Origin of the sequence: Rhizobium sp. NZLR1b (assembly GCF_019685155.1) — a bacterium.
In the GTDB taxonomy this organism is placed as follows: domain Bacteria; phylum Pseudomonadota; class Alphaproteobacteria; order Rhizobiales; family Rhizobiaceae; genus Rhizobium.
In genome coordinates this window covers 65,117-82,267 of the sequence record NZ_JABDWC010000026.1, presented here as the reverse complement: position 1 = coordinate 82,267, position 17,151 = coordinate 65,117, and the positions used below count along the sequence as shown (strand labels likewise).

The 17,151-nt window shown below is 58.2% G+C and carries 15 protein-coding genes; 9 read left to right on the top strand and 6 right to left on the bottom strand.

What is annotated here, in order from left to right; all coding sequences use genetic code 11:
• Window positions 1-12: 12 nt before the first annotated feature.
• The 3 genes from HJB84_RS27865 to HJB84_RS27855 all read right to left on the bottom strand — a co-directional run bounded on the left by HJB84_RS27865 (window position 13) and on the right by HJB84_RS27855 (window position 3,341).
• Window positions 13-318: a hypothetical protein gene (locus HJB84_RS27865; protein WP_164014133.1), complete on the bottom strand. Its 306-nt coding sequence runs from the start codon at window positions 316-318 to the stop codon at window positions 13-15.
• Window positions 319-451: 133 nt separating this feature from the next.
• Window positions 452-1,879: a mannose-1-phosphate guanylyltransferase/mannose-6-phosphate isomerase gene (locus tag HJB84_RS27860; RefSeq protein ID WP_207581469.1), complete on the bottom strand. Its 1,428-nt coding sequence runs from the start codon at window positions 1,877-1,879 to the stop codon at window positions 452-454.
• Window positions 1,880-1,916: 37 nt separating this feature from the next.
• Window positions 1,917-3,341: a phosphomannomutase gene (locus HJB84_RS27855; protein ID WP_207581468.1), complete on the bottom strand. Its 1,425-nt coding sequence runs from the start codon at window positions 3,339-3,341 to the stop codon at window positions 1,917-1,919.
• A gap of 236 nt (window positions 3,342-3,577) precedes the next feature.
• On the opposite strand from HJB84_RS27855, the gene ung reads away from it, so the two are divergent.
• The 3 genes from ung to HJB84_RS27840 all read left to right on the top strand — a co-directional run bounded on the left by ung (window position 3,578) and on the right by HJB84_RS27840 (window position 5,965).
• On the top strand, window positions 3,578-4,285 hold the full coding sequence (gene ung, locus HJB84_RS27850; RefSeq protein WP_221117524.1) for a uracil-DNA glycosylase: 708 nt from the start codon (window positions 3,578-3,580) through the stop codon (window positions 4,283-4,285).
• A 130-nt stretch (window positions 4,286-4,415) separates the two neighbouring features.
• Window positions 4,416-5,348 carry a VOC family protein gene (locus HJB84_RS27845; RefSeq protein WP_207581466.1) on the top strand — a complete coding sequence of 311 codons (933 nt, stop codon included), beginning with the start codon at window positions 4,416-4,418 and terminating at the stop codon, window positions 5,346-5,348.
• Between the two features lie 11 nt (window positions 5,349-5,359).
• On the top strand, window positions 5,360-5,965 hold the full coding sequence (locus tag HJB84_RS27840) for an alpha/beta hydrolase (protein ID WP_207581465.1): 606 nt from the start codon (window positions 5,360-5,362) through the stop codon (window positions 5,963-5,965).
• 81 nt (window positions 5,966-6,046) lie between these two features.
• Here HJB84_RS27840 and HJB84_RS27835 read toward each other — a convergent pair whose 3' ends face one another.
• Window positions 6,047-6,250 (bottom strand): KTSC domain-containing protein, encoded by a 204-nt coding sequence (locus HJB84_RS27835; protein WP_007630795.1) that lies wholly within the window; start codon window positions 6,248-6,250, stop codon window positions 6,047-6,049.
• Window positions 6,251-6,914: 664 nt separating this feature from the next.
• Between HJB84_RS27835 and HJB84_RS27830 the strand changes: the two genes are divergently transcribed.
• Window positions 6,915-7,709: a metallophosphoesterase gene (locus tag HJB84_RS27830; RefSeq protein ID WP_207581464.1), complete on the top strand. Its 795-nt coding sequence runs from the start codon at window positions 6,915-6,917 to the stop codon at window positions 7,707-7,709.
• 111 nt (window positions 7,710-7,820) lie between these two features.
• Here HJB84_RS27830 and HJB84_RS27825 read toward each other — a convergent pair whose 3' ends face one another.
• Window positions 7,821-9,149 (bottom strand): UDP-glucose/GDP-mannose dehydrogenase family protein, encoded by a 1,329-nt coding sequence (locus HJB84_RS27825; RefSeq protein ID WP_207581463.1) that lies wholly within the window; start codon window positions 9,147-9,149, stop codon window positions 7,821-7,823.
• 269 nt (window positions 9,150-9,418) lie between these two features.
• Window positions 9,419-10,018 (bottom strand): transglutaminase-like cysteine peptidase, encoded by a 600-nt coding sequence (locus tag HJB84_RS27820; protein ID WP_207581462.1) that lies wholly within the window; start codon window positions 10,016-10,018, stop codon window positions 9,419-9,421.
• Between the two features lie 304 nt (window positions 10,019-10,322).
• Between HJB84_RS27820 and HJB84_RS27815 the strand changes: the two genes are divergently transcribed.
• The 5 genes from HJB84_RS27815 to HJB84_RS27795 all read left to right on the top strand — a co-directional run bounded on the left by HJB84_RS27815 (window position 10,323) and on the right by HJB84_RS27795 (window position 17,061).
• A complete protein-coding gene (locus tag HJB84_RS27815) occupies window positions 10,323-11,729 on the top strand; it encodes an O-antigen ligase (RefSeq protein ID WP_221117538.1) in 1,407 nt (468 codons plus the stop codon).
• A gap of 298 nt (window positions 11,730-12,027) precedes the next feature.
• Window positions 12,028-13,239, top strand: a complete 1,212-nt coding sequence (locus tag HJB84_RS27810) for a polysaccharide biosynthesis/export family protein (protein ID WP_164014128.1) — start codon at window positions 12,028-12,030, stop codon at window positions 13,237-13,239.
• Between the two features lie 79 nt (window positions 13,240-13,318).
• A complete protein-coding gene (locus tag HJB84_RS27805; RefSeq protein WP_221117523.1) occupies window positions 13,319-14,029 on the top strand; it encodes a sugar transporter in 711 nt (236 codons plus the stop codon).
• Between the two features lie 51 nt (window positions 14,030-14,080).
• Window positions 14,081-16,357, top strand: a complete 2,277-nt coding sequence (locus tag HJB84_RS27800) for a polysaccharide biosynthesis tyrosine autokinase (protein WP_221117522.1) — start codon at window positions 14,081-14,083, stop codon at window positions 16,355-16,357.
• A complete protein-coding gene (locus HJB84_RS27795) occupies window positions 16,357-17,061 on the top strand; it encodes a hypothetical protein (RefSeq protein WP_221117521.1) in 705 nt (234 codons plus the stop codon). The genes HJB84_RS27800 and HJB84_RS27795 overlap by 1 nt, the downstream gene beginning before the upstream one ends.
• The last annotated feature ends 90 nt before the right edge of the window (window positions 17,062-17,151 follow it).

Sequence of the window (17,151 nt, the reverse complement as noted above, 5' to 3'; positions counted from 1 at the left end):
TGCCGGGCAAAGTCAAAATTTCGTTCTGCCGCCTTTCTTGTCGATCATCTGAAATTTCTCTCCGTCGGTCTTCACGCTGACGCAGTCGGTCGACTTGTTGGGAAACCGGACGCAGACTTGGCCATTTGTTATTTTATAGCCATTGGCGTTGCCCTTGCGATATTCGTAACCGTTGCTGCTTTCTTTCAGTTCCGACGTGCCCGGCAGGTGTTCGCGAATTTCAGCCTCGCTTGCGGTTCGCATCTTTGCGGTTTCGGCAAACGCCATTCCCGGTACCATGATTGAAAGAAATCCGGCGAGGGCGGGCAAGATGCGCATCAGGGAGATATCTCCAGTCATGTCTTCGGTATGCCCATTCTACGAGAATTCCGATAGCGAATTCAACAGCGATGGCGGTCGTGCCGGAAAAGCGGCCAATTGTTTGGACGCCGCCACCGGTTTGGCTGCGACGCTACGTTCTTCCGAACTCGTCGACGATGCGGATAATGTCGTCCTCGCCGAGATAGGAGCCCGTCTGCACCTCGATCAGTTCGAGAAGGATCTTGCCGGGGTTGGCGAGGCGATGGACTTCGCCAAGCGGAATATAGACGCTCTCGTTCTCGCGCAGCATCCGCACGGTCTCTCCGACCGTCACCTCGGCGGTTCCCTTGACGACGACCCAGTGTTCGGAGCGATGATGGTGTTTTTGCAGCGAAAGTTTCTTGCCCGGCGTGACAAAGATGCGCTTCACCTGAAAGCGATCGCCATTGAAGATGGAGGTGTAGCCGCCCCACGGCCGGTAGGAGGTCGGGTGGGTTTCGGTGAATTTCGCCGTCGCGGAAGAGGAGGCCAGCATCTTGACCAATTGCCCGACATTCTGGCTGTCTTTGAGTGGTCCGACATAGACGGCGTCCTCGCTGGCAATGACGGCGACATCCTCCATGCCCTGGACGGCAAGATGCACGCCATGGGTCATGACCAGTGAGTTGCGGGTATTGACGACGGTGGTGTTTGCGGCGGCGACATTGCCGTTGTCGTCGCGGACGCCGGATTTCCAGACAGCATCCCAGCTTCCCATGTCCGACCATTTGAACGGCGAGGGGACGACCACGGCCTTGGAGGTTTTTTCCATGATCGCGTAGTCGATGGAGATATCGGGGCTCTTGGCAAAATGGTCGGCCTCAAGACGGGTAAAGTCGAGGTCGCGGCTTGCCTTGGAAACGGCCTTGCTTGCCGCCTTCAGCACATCGGGGGCATATTCCTGCAGTTCGGCAATAAGTTCCGCAACCGGGAACATGAAGATGCCGGAGTTCCAGTAGAAGCCGCCGTCGGCGAGCATCTGCTCGGCCTTTTCCAGTGTCGGTTTTTCCACAAAACGGCTGACCTTGTGGGCGCCGTTTTCGAGCGCATCGCCGATTTCGATATAGCCGTAACCGGTCGCCGGCTCGGTAGGGCTGATGCCGAAGGTTACGAGCTTGCCGTCGGCTGCGGCATCGCGGGCGATGCGGATGCAATCGAAATAGCTGTTGTCGGCGAGGATTTCGTGATCCGAGGCGAGCATCTGGATGATGGTGCCCTTGCCGAAAAGCTCAGCGGCAAGTGTTGCGGCGGCGGCCACCGCTGCGGCGGTGTTGCGGGCGACTGGTTCAAGCAGCACCGCGGCGAGCGGGACGGCCAGCGCACGGGCCTGCTCGGCGACCAGAAAGCGAAATTCCTCGTTGGTGACGACGATCGGAGCCTCATAGAGCTCCGGGTTGGAAACGCGTTCGAGCGTCTCCTGAAACAGCGTCTTGTTGCCGACGAACTGGATGAACTGTTTCGGGGCGGTGGCACGGGAAAGCGGCCAGAGCCGCGTGCCTTTGCCGCCGGCCATGATCACGGGAACGATTTTCTGCGTCATAGGCGGGTTCCTTGAAAAAATCTTGTTCGTGGCATGTTTAGCGGGCGTCTGCCCAGTTCGTTATTTGGGTGAGCCCTGTCTTCAGCAGATCCAGGGCTGCAGTTTCGCTCCCGGCTTCGACGTAGCAGCGCATTTCCGGCGCATTGCCGGAGGGGCGGAAATGCATGATCCTGCCGTCTTTCAGCGTCACGCGAAGTCCGTCGATGTCGGATTTCGTCGCCACCTCGCCGACCGGCTGCAGGAAGGCAGCAAGGTTTTCATTGGAGGCGCGCAGATGCTCCATCAGCGCCGCGCTCGTCTGCACCGGAAAATTCTCCAGGCGATCGGCGGCGGCAAAGGGCAGGTGATAGGAGGCGGCAATGGCCGAGAGCGGCTGCCGGCGAACGGCGGCGAGCGACAGGATCGCGAGCATCGGGATAAAACAGTCGCGCGTCGGCAAGGCGCGCACATTTTGGCCGTTGATATCGAAAGGGGTTGCAGTCAGCAGCCCGCCATTGGCTTCAAAGCCCATGACATGATCCCCGCCGGCCGCCACGGCCTCTTCCATGCCTGCGATGACGAAGGGCGAGCCGACGCGGGTGCGCCTGACGGCGAAAGAACCCGCCGCCTCAATGCCGGAATTGGAGGTTACCGGTGTCACCACCGTGCTGGCGCCAAGAAAATTGGCTGCGACAAGGCCGAGAAGGTCGCCGCGCAACGGCGTGCCGGTTTCGTCGGTGACCAGCGGGCGGTCACCGTCGCCATCGGTCGAGACGATCGCATCGCATTTATGCTCGGACACCCAGTGCTTCATCAGTGTGACCGTCTCCTCGGAAACGGCTTCGGTGTCGACGGGAATGAAACTCTCCGAACGCCCGAGAGCGGTGATCTCGGCGCCGTAATGGGCGAGAACGTCAACCAGAAGGTCGCGGGCGACGGTGCTGTGCTGGTAGACGCCGATCTTCAGACCGGATAGCGCGCCTTGCGGCAGCAGCGCGGCATTGCGTTGGAAAAAGAGCTGCCGGCAGATCGCCTCATGATCTTCGTTTATGGCCGGTGCCTCTGCAACGGCCTCGCCTGTTCGTTCGATCTCGGCCGCCAATGCGGTGATATCAGCCTCGTCCGACTTGTCGATCTCGCCGTCCGGGCGATAGAACTTAATGCCGTTGCGGTCCGCCGGAATATGCGAACCGGTGACCATCAGACATGCAGCATTGCTCTTGAGACCATAGAGGGCAAGGGCGGGTGTCGGTACATTGCCGCAGTCGAATACCCGGAAGCCGAGAGCGGCGAGTGCGCCGGCACAATTTCCCGAAATATCGGGGCTCGAATCGCGAAAATCGCGGCCGATCAGAATGGCATCGCCGACCTGCGCCTTGCCGGTCTGCAGCAGATATTTGCCGAACGCCGTCGCATAAAGCGCAGAGGCGCGTCCCTTGAGATCCACTGAAAGTCCGCGAAGGCCGCTCGTGCCGAATTTCATTTGAAGACATGTCCCCGGTTTATGATCAAGGTTCTACTCAGGCCACCTGCCGGCGTAAATACCGAAGACGTCATATAGTTAAACACGGACGACCGTGCCTCGCACAGCCTCTCGCAATCTTCTCTCGCCTATCCCAAAGGCGTAGACCCATTGCCGAGCGGACAGGCATTGCAGCGTAGATCGATTTTGTTAGAACCGTGTGTCCGTTGTTTCGTCGTATGCGAAGGGTTTGCTGGATGAGCGATTCGTCAGTCAGTCTCGAAGAGAGCTGGAAGGCCGCCTTGGCGGCGGAGTTCTCGAGCCCCTATATGCAGCAACTCAAATCCTTTCTTGTGACGCAAAAGCAGGTCGGTAAACGGATTTTCCCCCGCGGCAGCGAATATTTCCGCGCCCTCGACCTGACGCCGATCTCCAACGTCAAGGTCGTCATTCTCGGCCAAGACCCCTATCATGGGCAGGGGCAAGCCCACGGGCTGTGCTTCAGCGTGCGGCCGGGCGTGCGCATCCCGCCTTCCCTCGTCAATATCTACAAGGAGATGAAGACGGATCTCGGCATAGCGCCGGCGCGTCACGGCTTCCTCGAACATTGGGCAAGACAGGGCGTGCTGCTGCTGAACAGCGTGTTGACCGTCGAGGAAGGGCAGGCGGCGGCCCATCAGGGCAAGGGGTGGGAGCGCTTCACCGACGCCGTCATCCGCAAGATCAACGACGAATGCGAATCCGTCGTCTTCATGCTCTGGGGCTCCTATGCCCAGCGCAAGGCCGCCTTCGTGGATACGACGCGGCATCTCGTGCTCAGGGCGCCGCATCCCTCGCCGCTTTCGGCTCATAGCGGGTTTTTCGGCTGCGGGCATTTTTCGAAGGCGAATGGCTTCCTGCAATCGCGGGGACGCGAGCCGATCGACTGGCAATTGCCGGTCGATCCCCACGACACCGAACTGTGAACGCGCGGTAGTCTTCGTTCACTAAAAGAAGACAATGCGTTTTGCTCTACGGGTCTGTTCGCAGGGAGCCTGAGCGCGCATCTTAGCCTCATCGAAAGCCCGCGAGCTGCGGGCAAGAAAGGGGTCTCACATGCTCGATCAGATCAGGGGTCTGCACCACGTCACGGCGATGGCGGAGGACGCCCATACCAACAACCAGTTCTTCACCAATGCGCTTGGCTTGCGCCGCGTCAAGAAGACAGTGAACTTCGACGCGCCTGACGTCTATCATCTCTATTATGGTGATGAGACAGGTGCGCCGGGCACTGTCATGACCTATTTCCCATTCCCGAAGATGGCGCAGGGCCGTCCGGGCACAGGGGAGGTCGGCACGACAGTGTTTTCCGTTCCGCAAGGCTCTCTTGGCTTCTGGAGCGATCGTTTCAGCACGTTGAACATCGGCGGGCTGAAGGCCGAGGAAAGCTTCGGCGAGAAGCGCCTGAATTTTTCCGGCCCCGACGGTGACGGTTTTGCGCTCGTCGAGGTCAGGGACGATACCCGTCAAGCCTGGACACATGCCGGCATCAGCGAAGACCACGCCATTCGCGGCTTCCATTCCGTCGCCATGCGCCTGCGGGATGAGGGCGCCACTGCCGAACTCCTGAAGTTCATGGGCTACGAGGTCGTCGAGGAACGGGACGGTGTCAAGCGGCTGATCAAGCCTGATGGCAACGGCGCGCATCTCATCGATCTCGAGACCATGCCGAACATCGCCCGCGCGCTTCCCGGCGCCGGTTCCGTCCACCACGTCGCCTTCGCCGTCGAAAATCGCGAGAAGCAGCTCGAAGTGCGCAAGGCGCTGATGGACACCGGCTATCAGGTGACCCCGGTGATCGACCGCGATTATTTCTGGGCGATCTATTTCCGCACGCCGGGCGGCGTGCTGTTCGAGGTCGCGACCAATGAGCCGGGCTTTGACCGCGATGAGGATACGGCCCACCTCGGCGAAGCTCTAAAGCTGCCGCCGCAGCACGCTCATCTTCGCGCGCTGCTCGAGCAACACCTGCAGCCGCTCGAAGCGTAAGGAGAGGTGATATGACCGAAGCTGGATATGTGCACCGGCTGCATGCCGGTGCACCTGATAAACCCATTCTGCTGGTGCTGCACGGCACCGGTGGCGACGAGAACCAGTTCTTCGACCTCGGCCGGCGCCTGTTGCCCCAAGCGACGGTTCTCTCGCCGCGCGGCGACGTTTCCGAACATGGCGCGGCGCGGTTCTTCCGGCGCACCGGGGAGGGGGTCTACGACATGGCCGACCTTTCACGGGCGACGGAGAAGATGGCCACCTATGTTAGTTCATTGGCTGAGGAGCACCAGGCTTCCCAGATTCTCGGCCTGGGTTTTTCGAACGGCGCAAACATTCTTGCCAATATGCTGATCGAGAAGGGTATCTTCGATGCCGTGGTTCTGATGCACCCGCTCATTCCGTTTCAGCCTGAAGCCCAGGCAACGCTTGCGGGGAGAAAGGTGCTGGTGACGGCCGGCCAGCGGGATCCGATCGCTCCTGTCCCCGTGACCGAGGCGCTGTCGGAGCATCTGAAAGATCGCGGGGCTGATGTCAGGACGGTATGGCATCCCGGCGGCCATGAGATTGCGCCGCTCGAGATCAATGCAGTTCGCGATTTCTTCAGTGGCTATTGATGGAATGTGCCGCCACTCGGTGGTGCTGATTTGCGGGGCCGGTAAATGCCGGTCCCGCATCTCGGCTGGAATGATAGATCCTTAGGGACGGGGAGGATATTTGCCTCTGATTGCCGTCATATAAAAATTTCCCGGGGATTCCGCCATCGTCAAGCCGACGACGACGCCCTTGGGGACGCCTTCATATTCTCGCCTCTGACCGTTTGTCAGATAGACCCGTAGATGCCGGCTGTCTTCGTCGTAGGTGATCGCCTCGATAAGTTTCGAATCAACCGCAGTTTCCACTTCGCACCCCGCAGTTTTTGATCTGAGATTTGGTGAAGGATGTCATTCACGCTGCAATGCGCCATCATCATGCGGCGCCGCGGCAGCGTCAAGCATGATAATCTTAAGCGTTCATTTTTTTATGTTGGCTCTCGTTATAGTTGATTTTTGCAGCTTTTCAGGAGGCATTGCCTGTGGAAATCCGATTGCCACAAGTTCTCTCGCTTGGAGCGCCGGTGATTGACACAGCCGCTTACGGAACCAGTAATTTGATTTAACGCTGAATTAACCATCGCATACCAAAATGCTGTCGCAATAATAGCCGTGACGCCTTCTAAAATGACCGACTACAACTGGCGTTTCTAGCAGGCGCGTCGCGTGAGCGGCGGAACGAGTGCCTCGGAAAGCCGATCTGCAAAGGTGGCGATGTAAGGATTGATTCGACGCGAAGGTGCGGTGTCCCGTGCGGAGGAGACGGTCCGGCAGTGATGGAGGCGCCAGCTCGGCTCAGCCGGCGCAGCAAATAGCGACGGATTATATCGTAATATCGCAACCGGTTCCGGTTACTCTTTCCAAGAGGCGGTGATCAGGCCTACTTCTTTTTGAACACTGAGCTTCATCCCGTGCAGGGATGGGTAAGGAATGGAGCTTATCCGACAGCCTCGTGTGCTATCGGATCGGATAAATGGGTTACATGTTTAACTATCTCGGGCCGTGGCGACGACAGATACCGATACTGGCCGCTAACCGCAAAGGACGCGCTCGGCTGACGTTTGCCGAAGGCGACTTCGCTGCGGTCTACGCGATGAGCGATGTTCACGGATGTTATAACGAGCTTGTCGAGGCGCATCGCCGCATCGAGGAGGACGCCGCGCGCATTCCGGGGCCGAAACTTATCGTCTTGCTCGGCGATTATGTCGACCGCGGGCCTGATTCGAGTGCGGTGCTGGAGTTCCTGAGCAAGACCCCGCCGCCGGGATTTCAGCGTTTCGCGCTGTGCGGCAATCACGACGCGGAGCTGGTGAAGCTTTATCGCAAACCGGCGCGCATTCTTGAATGGCTGGGTTTTGCCGGGACGGAGACGTTGCATTCATACGGTATCGATATCGAGCATCTGCTGCAGTCGGCGGCCGGAAGCGAAATGATTGCCCGCGTCATTCGCCACATGATCCCCGAGAGGCATATCGAATTCCTGGAATCGCTGCCGATCATGCTGCGGATGGGAAGGGTGGTCTTCGTCCATGCCGGCATCAAACCGGGCGTCGACCTCAAGAGGCAGAAGGACAGCGATCTGATGTGGATCCGTCAGCCCTTCCTGGATGAAGGACCGCAGCTTCCCGTCCTCGTGATCCATGGGCATACCCCGGCGCGAATCCCGACATTCGGCCCGCAGCGAATCGGTATCGACACCGCAGTTTCGGCGACGGGCCGGCTGACCGTGCTGACGATAAAAGGGACGCGGGTCGGGATCCTCAATTAGATCTGCAGGCGTGACCCGACCGTTCAGGGTTTCGGCGCGGTACTCCAAAAACCAAACGCCGCGGGATTTTGCTCCGCGGCGTCAGGACAATTACCGGTTCATCAGAGCCTGTCAGGCGGTTGTCGATTCCTGATAGAGATTGGTGCCGATGCCCGTATAGGTAAAGCCGTGTTTGCGCACCTCGTCGCTGCGGTAGATATTGCGCAGGTCGACCAAGACTGGGGCGCGCATCGACTGCTTCAGGCGATTGAAATCGAGTGCGCGGAACTGGTTCCATTCGGTGACGATGACGAGCGCATCCGCACCAGCGGCCGCTTCATAGGGACCGCTCGCATATTCGATGTTCTCGATCACCTTGCGGGCATTCTCCATGCCCTCAGGATCGTAGCCGACCACCTGGGCGCCGGCGTCCTGCAAGGTCTGGATGACGGCAATCGCCGGGCTGTCGCGCATGTCGTCGGTGTTCGGCTTGAAGGTCAGGCCTAAGATGGCAATCTTCTTGCCGCGAATATCACCGCCGACAGCCGAAATGACCTTGCGTCCCATCGCCCGTTTGCGGTTGTCGTTGATCGAAATCGTCGTCTCGATGAGACGGACCGGCGCGTCGAAATCCTGCGCCGTCTTGGCAAGGGCAAGCGTATCCTTGGGGAAGCACGAACCGCCGTAACCCGGCCCGGCATGCAGGAACTTGGCGCCGATACGGCCATCGAGACCGATGCCGCGCGAAACGTCCTGGACGTTTGCATCGACCCGCTCGCACAGATCAGCGATCTCGTTGATGAAGGTAATCTTCATCGCGAGGAATGCATTGGCCGCATATTTGATCAGTTCCGACGTGCGGCGGGTGGTGAAGACCAGGGGTGCCTGGTTGAGGTAAAGCGGCCGATAGACCTCGGTCATGGTTTCGCGCGCCCGATCGTCATTCAGCCCGATGACGATACGGTCGGGACGCTTGAAATCTTCGATCGCCGCGCCTTCGCGCAGGAACTCCGGATTGGAAACGACCGCGACATCCGCCGCAGGGTTGGTTTCGCGCATGATGCGCTCGACTTCGTCGCCGGTGCCGACCGGCACCGTCGACTTGGTGACGATAACGGTGAAGCCTTCCACGTAGGCAGCTATCTCGCGCGCAGCGGCGTAGACATAGGAAAGATCCGCGTGGCCGTCGCCGCGCCGCGATGGTGTACCGACCGCGATAAACACGACATCGGCGCTGCGGACGCTTTCGCCGACATCCGTCGAAAACGACAGGCGGCCAGTGCTGGTATTTTCGGCGACCAATTGCTCGAGACCCGGCTCGAAGATCGGAATGCGGCCGTCGCGAAGGGCTTCGATCTTACTCAGATCCTTGTCGACGCAGATGACGTCGTGGCCGAAATCCGCAAAGCAAACGCCTGAAACGAGGCCGACATAGCCTGATCCAATCATCGTGATGCGCATATTTCCCTCAAATCATTAGAGTAGAACGTCATGCTGCGTCGCAGCATGGCGACCGTCATACTTAATCTGGGCGAAAAGACAATATCGAAGATCGCTTGATACCCACACCGGAAATCGAACCCTGGGCGCTGCAGCTTTCTGTCGGCGGCCGCGTCAATGGCAAAAAACATAGGTTTGTGTGGGCAATATGACAAGTCGAGCCGTTCGTCAGAGCGGCTCGACTTCGATCTCTAAGAAGGTGCGTTCAGTTTATTTTGCTGCGCCCGCTGTCACAGCCGGTACCAGACATAGGGGTCTGTTCCCGATTGAATCTTGTCCCAGCGCAGATCGGTATCCCGCCAGTTCTTGATGCTGCTTTGCCTGTTGTCGAGCACGAGGTCGCCCTTGTCGGTCCTGACCACCAGGACGGCATGCCCTTCACCGGAGGGTGTATATGCGGTCGCGATTCGCAAAGCGCGCGACGACCAGCCCATCGCGATCAGCCGGCTGCGCTTGGTGAGCGCGAAATCTTCGCAGTCACCGCTGCGGACATTCACCTTCCAGACATCGCCGTTCAATTCGGTGCGGGAATCGTTTCGGCCGATCATCGTACGATTGACGGTGCCGTTCACGTTCTTCAACTGCAGCATCTGCTCATCCGTGAGCGCGACGACCGAAAGACCATTGTTGTCTCGGCATTCGGCCGGGTTCTGAGCACAGAACAACACCTGGGCGAAGGGCGGAATGATCTTGCCTTTTTCAGAGATATAGCTGACCGCCGAATTGCCGTTCAAACCTCGGGCGAAACCTGCGGGACCGGCGGCAAATGCCGAACAGGCATTCCCTGCTGTAAAGGCCAGCGCCAGAAGTGTAACGAATGTTTTCTTCATCTGTTAAATCCCCGTTCAGGACAACCGATTGAGATCAGGCTTGCCTTTTGTCTCAGTCAATGGCATGGCGATTTAGTGATCTGCCAAGTATTGACTGCAGAACGTCTGTCCCGTTCCTGCTGCTTGACGGAGCATAGCCGGGGCTTGTCTCGATTGGCTTAAGTCTTTCGCGACAATTTTAAACGATGTGAAATTCTGTTACACTTTAACACGCAAGCCCTTGATATGCAACCTATGTTAGTACGTGTATATTAACCTCTCTGGTTGTAATTCTGCCATTGCCGCTCGCTGGCGAAGAGATCGAATGTTATCCAACCTCATCAACAGGCAGGTCTTGCGAGAGGCTCTTCTCTTTGCCTTTATCGGTCTCGTTATACTGACGCTCATTCCGTTCGGGAGCGTCACGCCCTTTCCCTTTGCCTTTGCCGCGATCGGCATGTTTACCCTCGGTGCCATTTCGGCACTGCTGGTCGAAGAGCCAAGACAAAGCAGATGGGTTTTTAGCAGCGCTCTGTTGATGCTCGTCGTGGTGACAGGCTGGACGTGCATCCAGACCATCGAACTGCCTTCCAACTGGCTGGCAAATCCGGCCTGGAGTGCTGCGCGTGACTTGGCAGGTGTCGAGTACGCGGCAATCTCGGTCGAACCGGCCGACACTCTGGCGTCGATCCTCTCGGTGGCGCTGCCGTTCGTTACGTTCCTGACGGGGCTTCTGTTATGCGATACCGATCAGCGCGCGAGGAAAGTGTTGACCCTCCTCGGGCTTTCTGCGGGCGGCATTGCTGTTTTCGGCCTGCTGCAGTTTTCGCTGTTTCCCAACATATTGATTGTCGTGGAGAAACACGCCTACCTCGACAGCCTCACCGCGGTCTTCGTCAACCGCAACACCGCCGCGACCTTCCTTGGACTTGGAACGCTGCTGATGCTGACCCTGGTCAGAGACATTGCCCGTTCCTATTCAAACCACCCGCCCGGCGAGCCAGGCCGAAACACTCTTGTCTTGAAATCGTGGATCTACGTCCTGCTCTTGTGCGCGTGTTTCACCGCGCTGATGTTAACCCGCTCGCGCGCTGGGATATTTGCGACCTTTGTTGCCGCTCTCATCTATTTTCCGTGGCTTGTCATCAATTGGAACGGCTCGAGGCGTCACTTGAGACCGGCGCCAAGATGGCATTCCATGCTGAAGCTCCTCTCGGCAATCGTTTTCGTTGTCGTGCTGCTGACGGTGTTTGCGGGTCAGGCGATTTTGCGCGCACAAGAGCGGCGGCTCGAGGATGATGATCGTTTCTGCATCCTGCCGGGCATATGGCGCGCCATCTCGGATCATTGGTTGACCGGGACCGGCCTCGGAACTTTCCGGACCGTGTTTTCTGCCTATCGTGATCCGGCCTGCGGAATCTTCGGAATCTTTGACCGAGCGCACAATTTCTATCTCGAAGGATTTCTGGGGCTGGGGATCTTGTTCCCGATTGCGGCGATCCTTGCCTTCTCTGTCCTCGCCAGGGTGTTCTGGCAAGGGCTCGCTCAAAGGCGGCGCCTCAGGCATTATGTTCTTCTCGGCCTGGCGGCGACGGTTTTGGTCGCTCTTCACGCGGCGGTCGATTTCTCGCTGCAAATACCGGGTTTCGCCGTATTTTTCTCCGCTTTCCTGAGTGCGGTTGTGGCGATAAGCCTTGGGCGCAACCATGGGCAGGCGGATGCGGCAATATGAGCTTGTTCTTTTAAATGGATGTTTTTTATGAAGGTTTTTCGAAAATGCCAATTGCGCGGGTACCGCGCTGTTGACTCTGAAACGCAAGAGATTTTATAGCGGGTCTAGCCTTTAGATTATTGTCGGCGCCAGAAGAGCCGGGCTTGGGCCGTTTTCGCTTCCTTGAGGTGCTGGTCGTTGCCAGCTTGCCACAGTTAGAGAATGTTAATCGGCTTTCAGTGATTATAGATCGGGGATTGTCTTGTATTTTGTCAGATTGCGGGGCAGTAGCTTCAGGGGCGTCAACACAGGTTATTCTATGGGTTGTTCTCGTATCGGTAGTACACGCGTCGCCATTGTTGTAGCGCTAACGACTATATTGGCAAGCTGCACCTCGTTGCCAAGATCCGGTCCCGATCACAAAGACGTTGATCGAGATGCGGCGGTGAAAGTGACAACGAAGGAGCGTCGTGTCGGCATCGACTACGCTCTGATTGATCTCAGCAAGAACGTTCTGACATATTTTACCGCTCCTCAGCCGACTTCGTTCAAGGGGTTTGGCGGCGGCCGAGGCGGAGCGCCTGAAATTCCACTCGGTTTCGGTGACGTCGTTCAGGTCGCCATCTTCGAAGCTCAGTCCGGTGGTCTCTTCATTCCGTCCGATGCTGGTAGCCGACCCGGCAATTACATCTCTCTGCCTGAGCAGACCATCGATAGAAACGGAACGATCACAATCCCCTATGCGGGTCGGGTTCCGGCTGCCGGTCGCCTCAAAGAGACGGTGGAACAGGACGTCGAGGATCGTCTGGCGAGCCGTGCGATCGAGCCGCAGGTGGTTATCACGACAACGACGAGTCGCTCCAGCCAGGTTGCTGTGCTGGGCGACGTCAATAATCCCCAGCGCGTCCAGATCAGCCCGGCCGGTGAGCGCGTTCTCGACGTTATTTCCGCAGCGGGCGGTTTGACGACCAACAATATCGAAACGAATGTGACGCTGCAGCGCCGCGGCAAGACTGCAACCGTCGCCTACAGCACGCTGCTGAAGAATCCGGTGGAAAATATCTATGTTGCGCCGGATGATACGATCTCGATCGACCATGAGCGCCGCACCTATCTTATGCTCGGCGCCGCAGGCACCAGCGGCCGCTTCGATTTCGAAGAGTCCGACCTGACCCTTGGAGAGGCAATCGCCAAGGCGGGCGGTCTGCGTGACGACCGCGCCGATCCGGCTCAGGTCCTGCTCTATCGCCTTGTTCCAAAGAAGACGGTTCAGGCGATGCACGTGGACACGACGAGATTTGCAGGTGAGACGGTTCCGGTGATCGTCCGCGCGAATCTTCGCGATCCGGCAACCTTGTTTGCCGTTCAGCAATTCAAGATGGAAGACAAGGATATTATCTATATTTCCAATTCGGACTCTGTTGAACTGGTCAAGTTCCTTGACATCGTAAACTCGGTATCGTCCACTGTTTCCGGCGTGGCCGACGATGCGAAAGATACCCGCAACGCGGTCGAGGATCTCGGAAATTGATTGAAATAGGCGAGCCGGCATCGATCGCGAGTGATCAATGCCGGCGGCCTATATAGCGGATTTGATGAAGGACTATGTTATGGCAAGGTCAGGTGTTTATCGTAAGCTTGCGTATAGCGGAATTGTCGTCGCGATGTTTGCCGGCATGACGTCGAGCGCCTTTGCGGCTGCTTGCCTGGGGCCGGCAAATCTGACTTCGGTCGATGTTACTGGCTTCACGGCTAATCCCGCGGTTTTGCTGGACATGTCCGATCCGTTGGTTCTGTCATCGCGTGTTCGCGCACTGGTCGGCAGCAGCAACGACGCTCTGTCGCCGGTGATCGAGCAGGCCAAGAAGGCCAATGCCGCACAGATGGCGGCGATCGGCTCCGGTCTCGGACGGGCGGCAAACAGCTGCCAAGTGACGGACCCGCAGTTCAAGCTGGCGATCGAAAAAGCTGTTGCCGATGCGGCAAGTGCCGATCCCAACCTTGCGCCGTTGCTCGCCGCCTTTGCGAAGGTCCTCGCCGAAGGCGGAACTGCAGCGCTCGGCCCGGGTGGAAGTGCGTCTGCCGCAGCCGGCATCGGCAATACGGGGTCGATTGGGCAGACAGGTCCTGGATCGGACGATGGCACGCCCTTCGACGGCGCCGCGACGACTGCCGGTTCGCTGGTCTCGAACGCCGGTGACGGAGATAACTCGTCCTCGACCTCGACGACCACAAGGATATTCCTCACCGTAAATGGGGGAGGGCAGTCGTCCACCGACCCGACGGGATCGACCAGTCCGAGCACACCGGTCATACAATAGCTGGAATTGCCCGTAGATCTTGGCGCTTGACGCCTTAGTTGGAGATCGAAATTGCTATCGCCAGATAAACTTACGCCACGTATCGACCCCTCCCGCGATACGGGAAACGAAGCTGACTTCATCGATTTCGACAAGCTCATCGCGATTGCCCGCCGACAGTGGCGGATGGTTGCGGCGTGCGCTTTCGCCTTCGCTATTCTCGGCATTGTATATGTGCTGACTTCGGTGCCGGTCTACACCGCCGACACAAGCGTGCTGATCGACCGCAGCGACAACCAGGTGATCAACCAGTTGGCGGCTTTCGGCCAAATGGATGATGACGAAGGTACTGTCCTCAGCCAGGTCGAGCTGTTGAAGTCCGACACGATCGCCTATGCCGTCGTCGACAAGCTGAAACTGGTCGACGATCCGGTGTTCAATGCACAGCGGAATTCGCTGTTTTCAGTCGCAACGCTGAAATCCCTGGTGAATTTCAGATCATGGTTTGCCGATGACGCGGCAGTAGCGCCCGATCCCGAAATGCAGCGGCGGAACGCTGCGGAAACCGTGGCCGGCAATATCGATGTCGAGCGTGTCGGCAAATCCTACGTTCTCGATGTCAGTTATACCTCGCAGTCACCCGATATGGCGCGTCAGATCGCAGCGGCCATTGCCGATGTCTATCTGGTCGATAAACTCAATTCGAAATATGAGGCGACACGCCGCGCCGGCCAATGGCTGCAGGAGCGTATCGAGGAACTCCGGCAGCAGGCGCTGGACACCGACCTTGCGGTTCAGAAATTCCGCAGCGAGCATGGGCTTGTCGAGGCCGGATCCGGCACGCTGATCAGCGAGCAGCAGCTTTCCGAGATAAACACGCAATTGATCAATGCCCAGGCCGAGACGGCGAAGGCCGAGGCAAAATATGCGCGCGTCAAATCGATCATCGACGCCAAGCAGACCGATGCGATCGTCACGGATGTGCTCGACAGCTCCATTTCGAACGAGCTGCGCAAGAAATATCTGGAGGCTTCCAAGCTCGAAACCGAAATTGAGGCGCGGCTCGGTCCCGATCACGTCCAGGCGGTTCGGCTTCGTGCGGAGATGGAAGAATATAAGAGACTCATGTTCGATGAGTTGAACCGCATCGCCGAGAGCTACCAAAGCGAGCTGCAGGTCGCGAAGTCGCGGGAAAATTCCTTGCGTGACAGTGTCACACAGGCAACGGGCGTTGCTGCGACGGCCGGCGAAACGCAGGTGCAGGTTCGCGAACTCGAGCGCACGCGCGATACCTACAAGAATCTCTATCAGAGCTTCCTGACGCGCTACCAAGAAGCAATTCAGCAGCAGAGCTTCCCGATTACGGCTGCCCGCATCATCACGATGGCGGAAACCCCAACGAAGCCGAGTGCACCGAAGAGAGCCCTCGTCGTCGCTTTTGCGATGTTCCTCGGATGTGCGGTCGGAAGCGGTATAGGCGCTTTCCGGGAATTCCGGGATCGGTTCTTCCGTACCGGCGATGACATCAAGGAAGTACTCGATGTCGAGTCGCTTGGCGTCATGCCGCTGGTTGACGATAACGTCGATGATCCGTCCCTCGTCGATCCAAGCAATCCGCGAAGCATCGCCAGGGGTAGCAAGACCACGACCTATGTCGAGGAGCACCCGCTCTCAGCGTTTGCCGAGACGCTTCGGAGCGCCAAGATCGCGATCGACCTCAGTGCGGCCGATCAGCGCTGCAAGGTCATAGGCGTGGTGTCGAGCCTGCCCGGAGAGGGGAAGTCGACGACATCCATCAATTTTGCCAAGCTTCTGGCAATGCAGGGCGCCCGTTGCCTGCTTATCGACGGCGACATGCGCAATCCCGGTTCGACCCGGGCAATCGGCCGTCATGCCGAGGCCGGCTTGCTCGAGGCGATCGTCGATGGCCGTCCTCTCAAGGATCTGATCCTTCTCGATCCCAGAACGAAGCTTGCATTTCTGCCGACGGTTGCAAGGTATCGTGTCCCGCATTCCTCGGAGCTGCTCGCCTCACGCGGCATGGATCAACTTCTCGAAATGGCGCGTCAAAGCTTCGACTACATTATTGTCGACCTGCCGCCTTTGGCGCCTGTTGTGGATGCGCGCGCCATCAACTCCAAGCTCGATGCAGTGGTTTTCGTTATCGAGTGGGGGAAAACATCGCGTAAGGTCGTGCAGTCCACCCTGCTGTCCGAGCCGGAGCTCTATGCGAAATGCGTCGGTGCGATATTGACCAAGGTCGACCCGTCGCAGATGAAGCTTTATCGCACATTCGGCTCCAGCGAGTATTATTATAAGCGGTACTCGCGATACTACACTGAAAGCTGATGCTTCGCGGTCAGTTCGTTTCGGTTACTAGGATTGTTTTCGTTGTCGTCGCCGTCGCCTTTGCGATGTTCGCCGGTCGAGAGCTGTACGCTTCGATAAGAACGGCCAGCATCTCGATCGTCGCGGAAAGGATCGAGCGTGGCGCCACGGTCGCGAATGACGTCACCGCCAAATACGCGGCGCGGACCGTCGCCATGGTTGACGGGCATTATTGCCGATCCGACATCGTGGCTCCTGGCGTTACTCTCGTCTTGGCGCAACTCGATCGGCAGAATATCGATGTCGATTACGACGCTTGGGCTGCGGCCGCATCGGGTGCCCGTCACTTTCTACAGCATGCGGTTTCGTGCATGCCGACGAACAGCAATTTTTGGCTTCGTCTCGCGGCCGTCCAGTCTGTGATTGCGGAAGAGCCGCTTTCGATTGCCGGAATGATGAAGCGTTCGGTTGCTCTCGCGCCCCACGACGAGTCGATGATTTTGACCCGGTTTTATTTCTGGAACGATTTTACTGACGCAACGCTTTCAGCGGCAAAGACTGCGCTCGATAGCGATCTCACGACGATGCTGAAACTTGGCGACCGTTGCAGGGTCAACGTCACCATTAAAGTCATCAGCCCACAACTCCGCCCTATCTTCGACCGAGCCTGGGCAGGCGTTGGGGACCGAGCGACAGCGCGATTCCGGCAGCGCTGCAGCAAATAATCATCAGCGTTTTTCTGCCGAAGGCTCCGGGGGTCACAACGTCCGTTGTTCAACGCTCGCCGCGACGCTCGCGCGGCGGGCGTTGTCGAT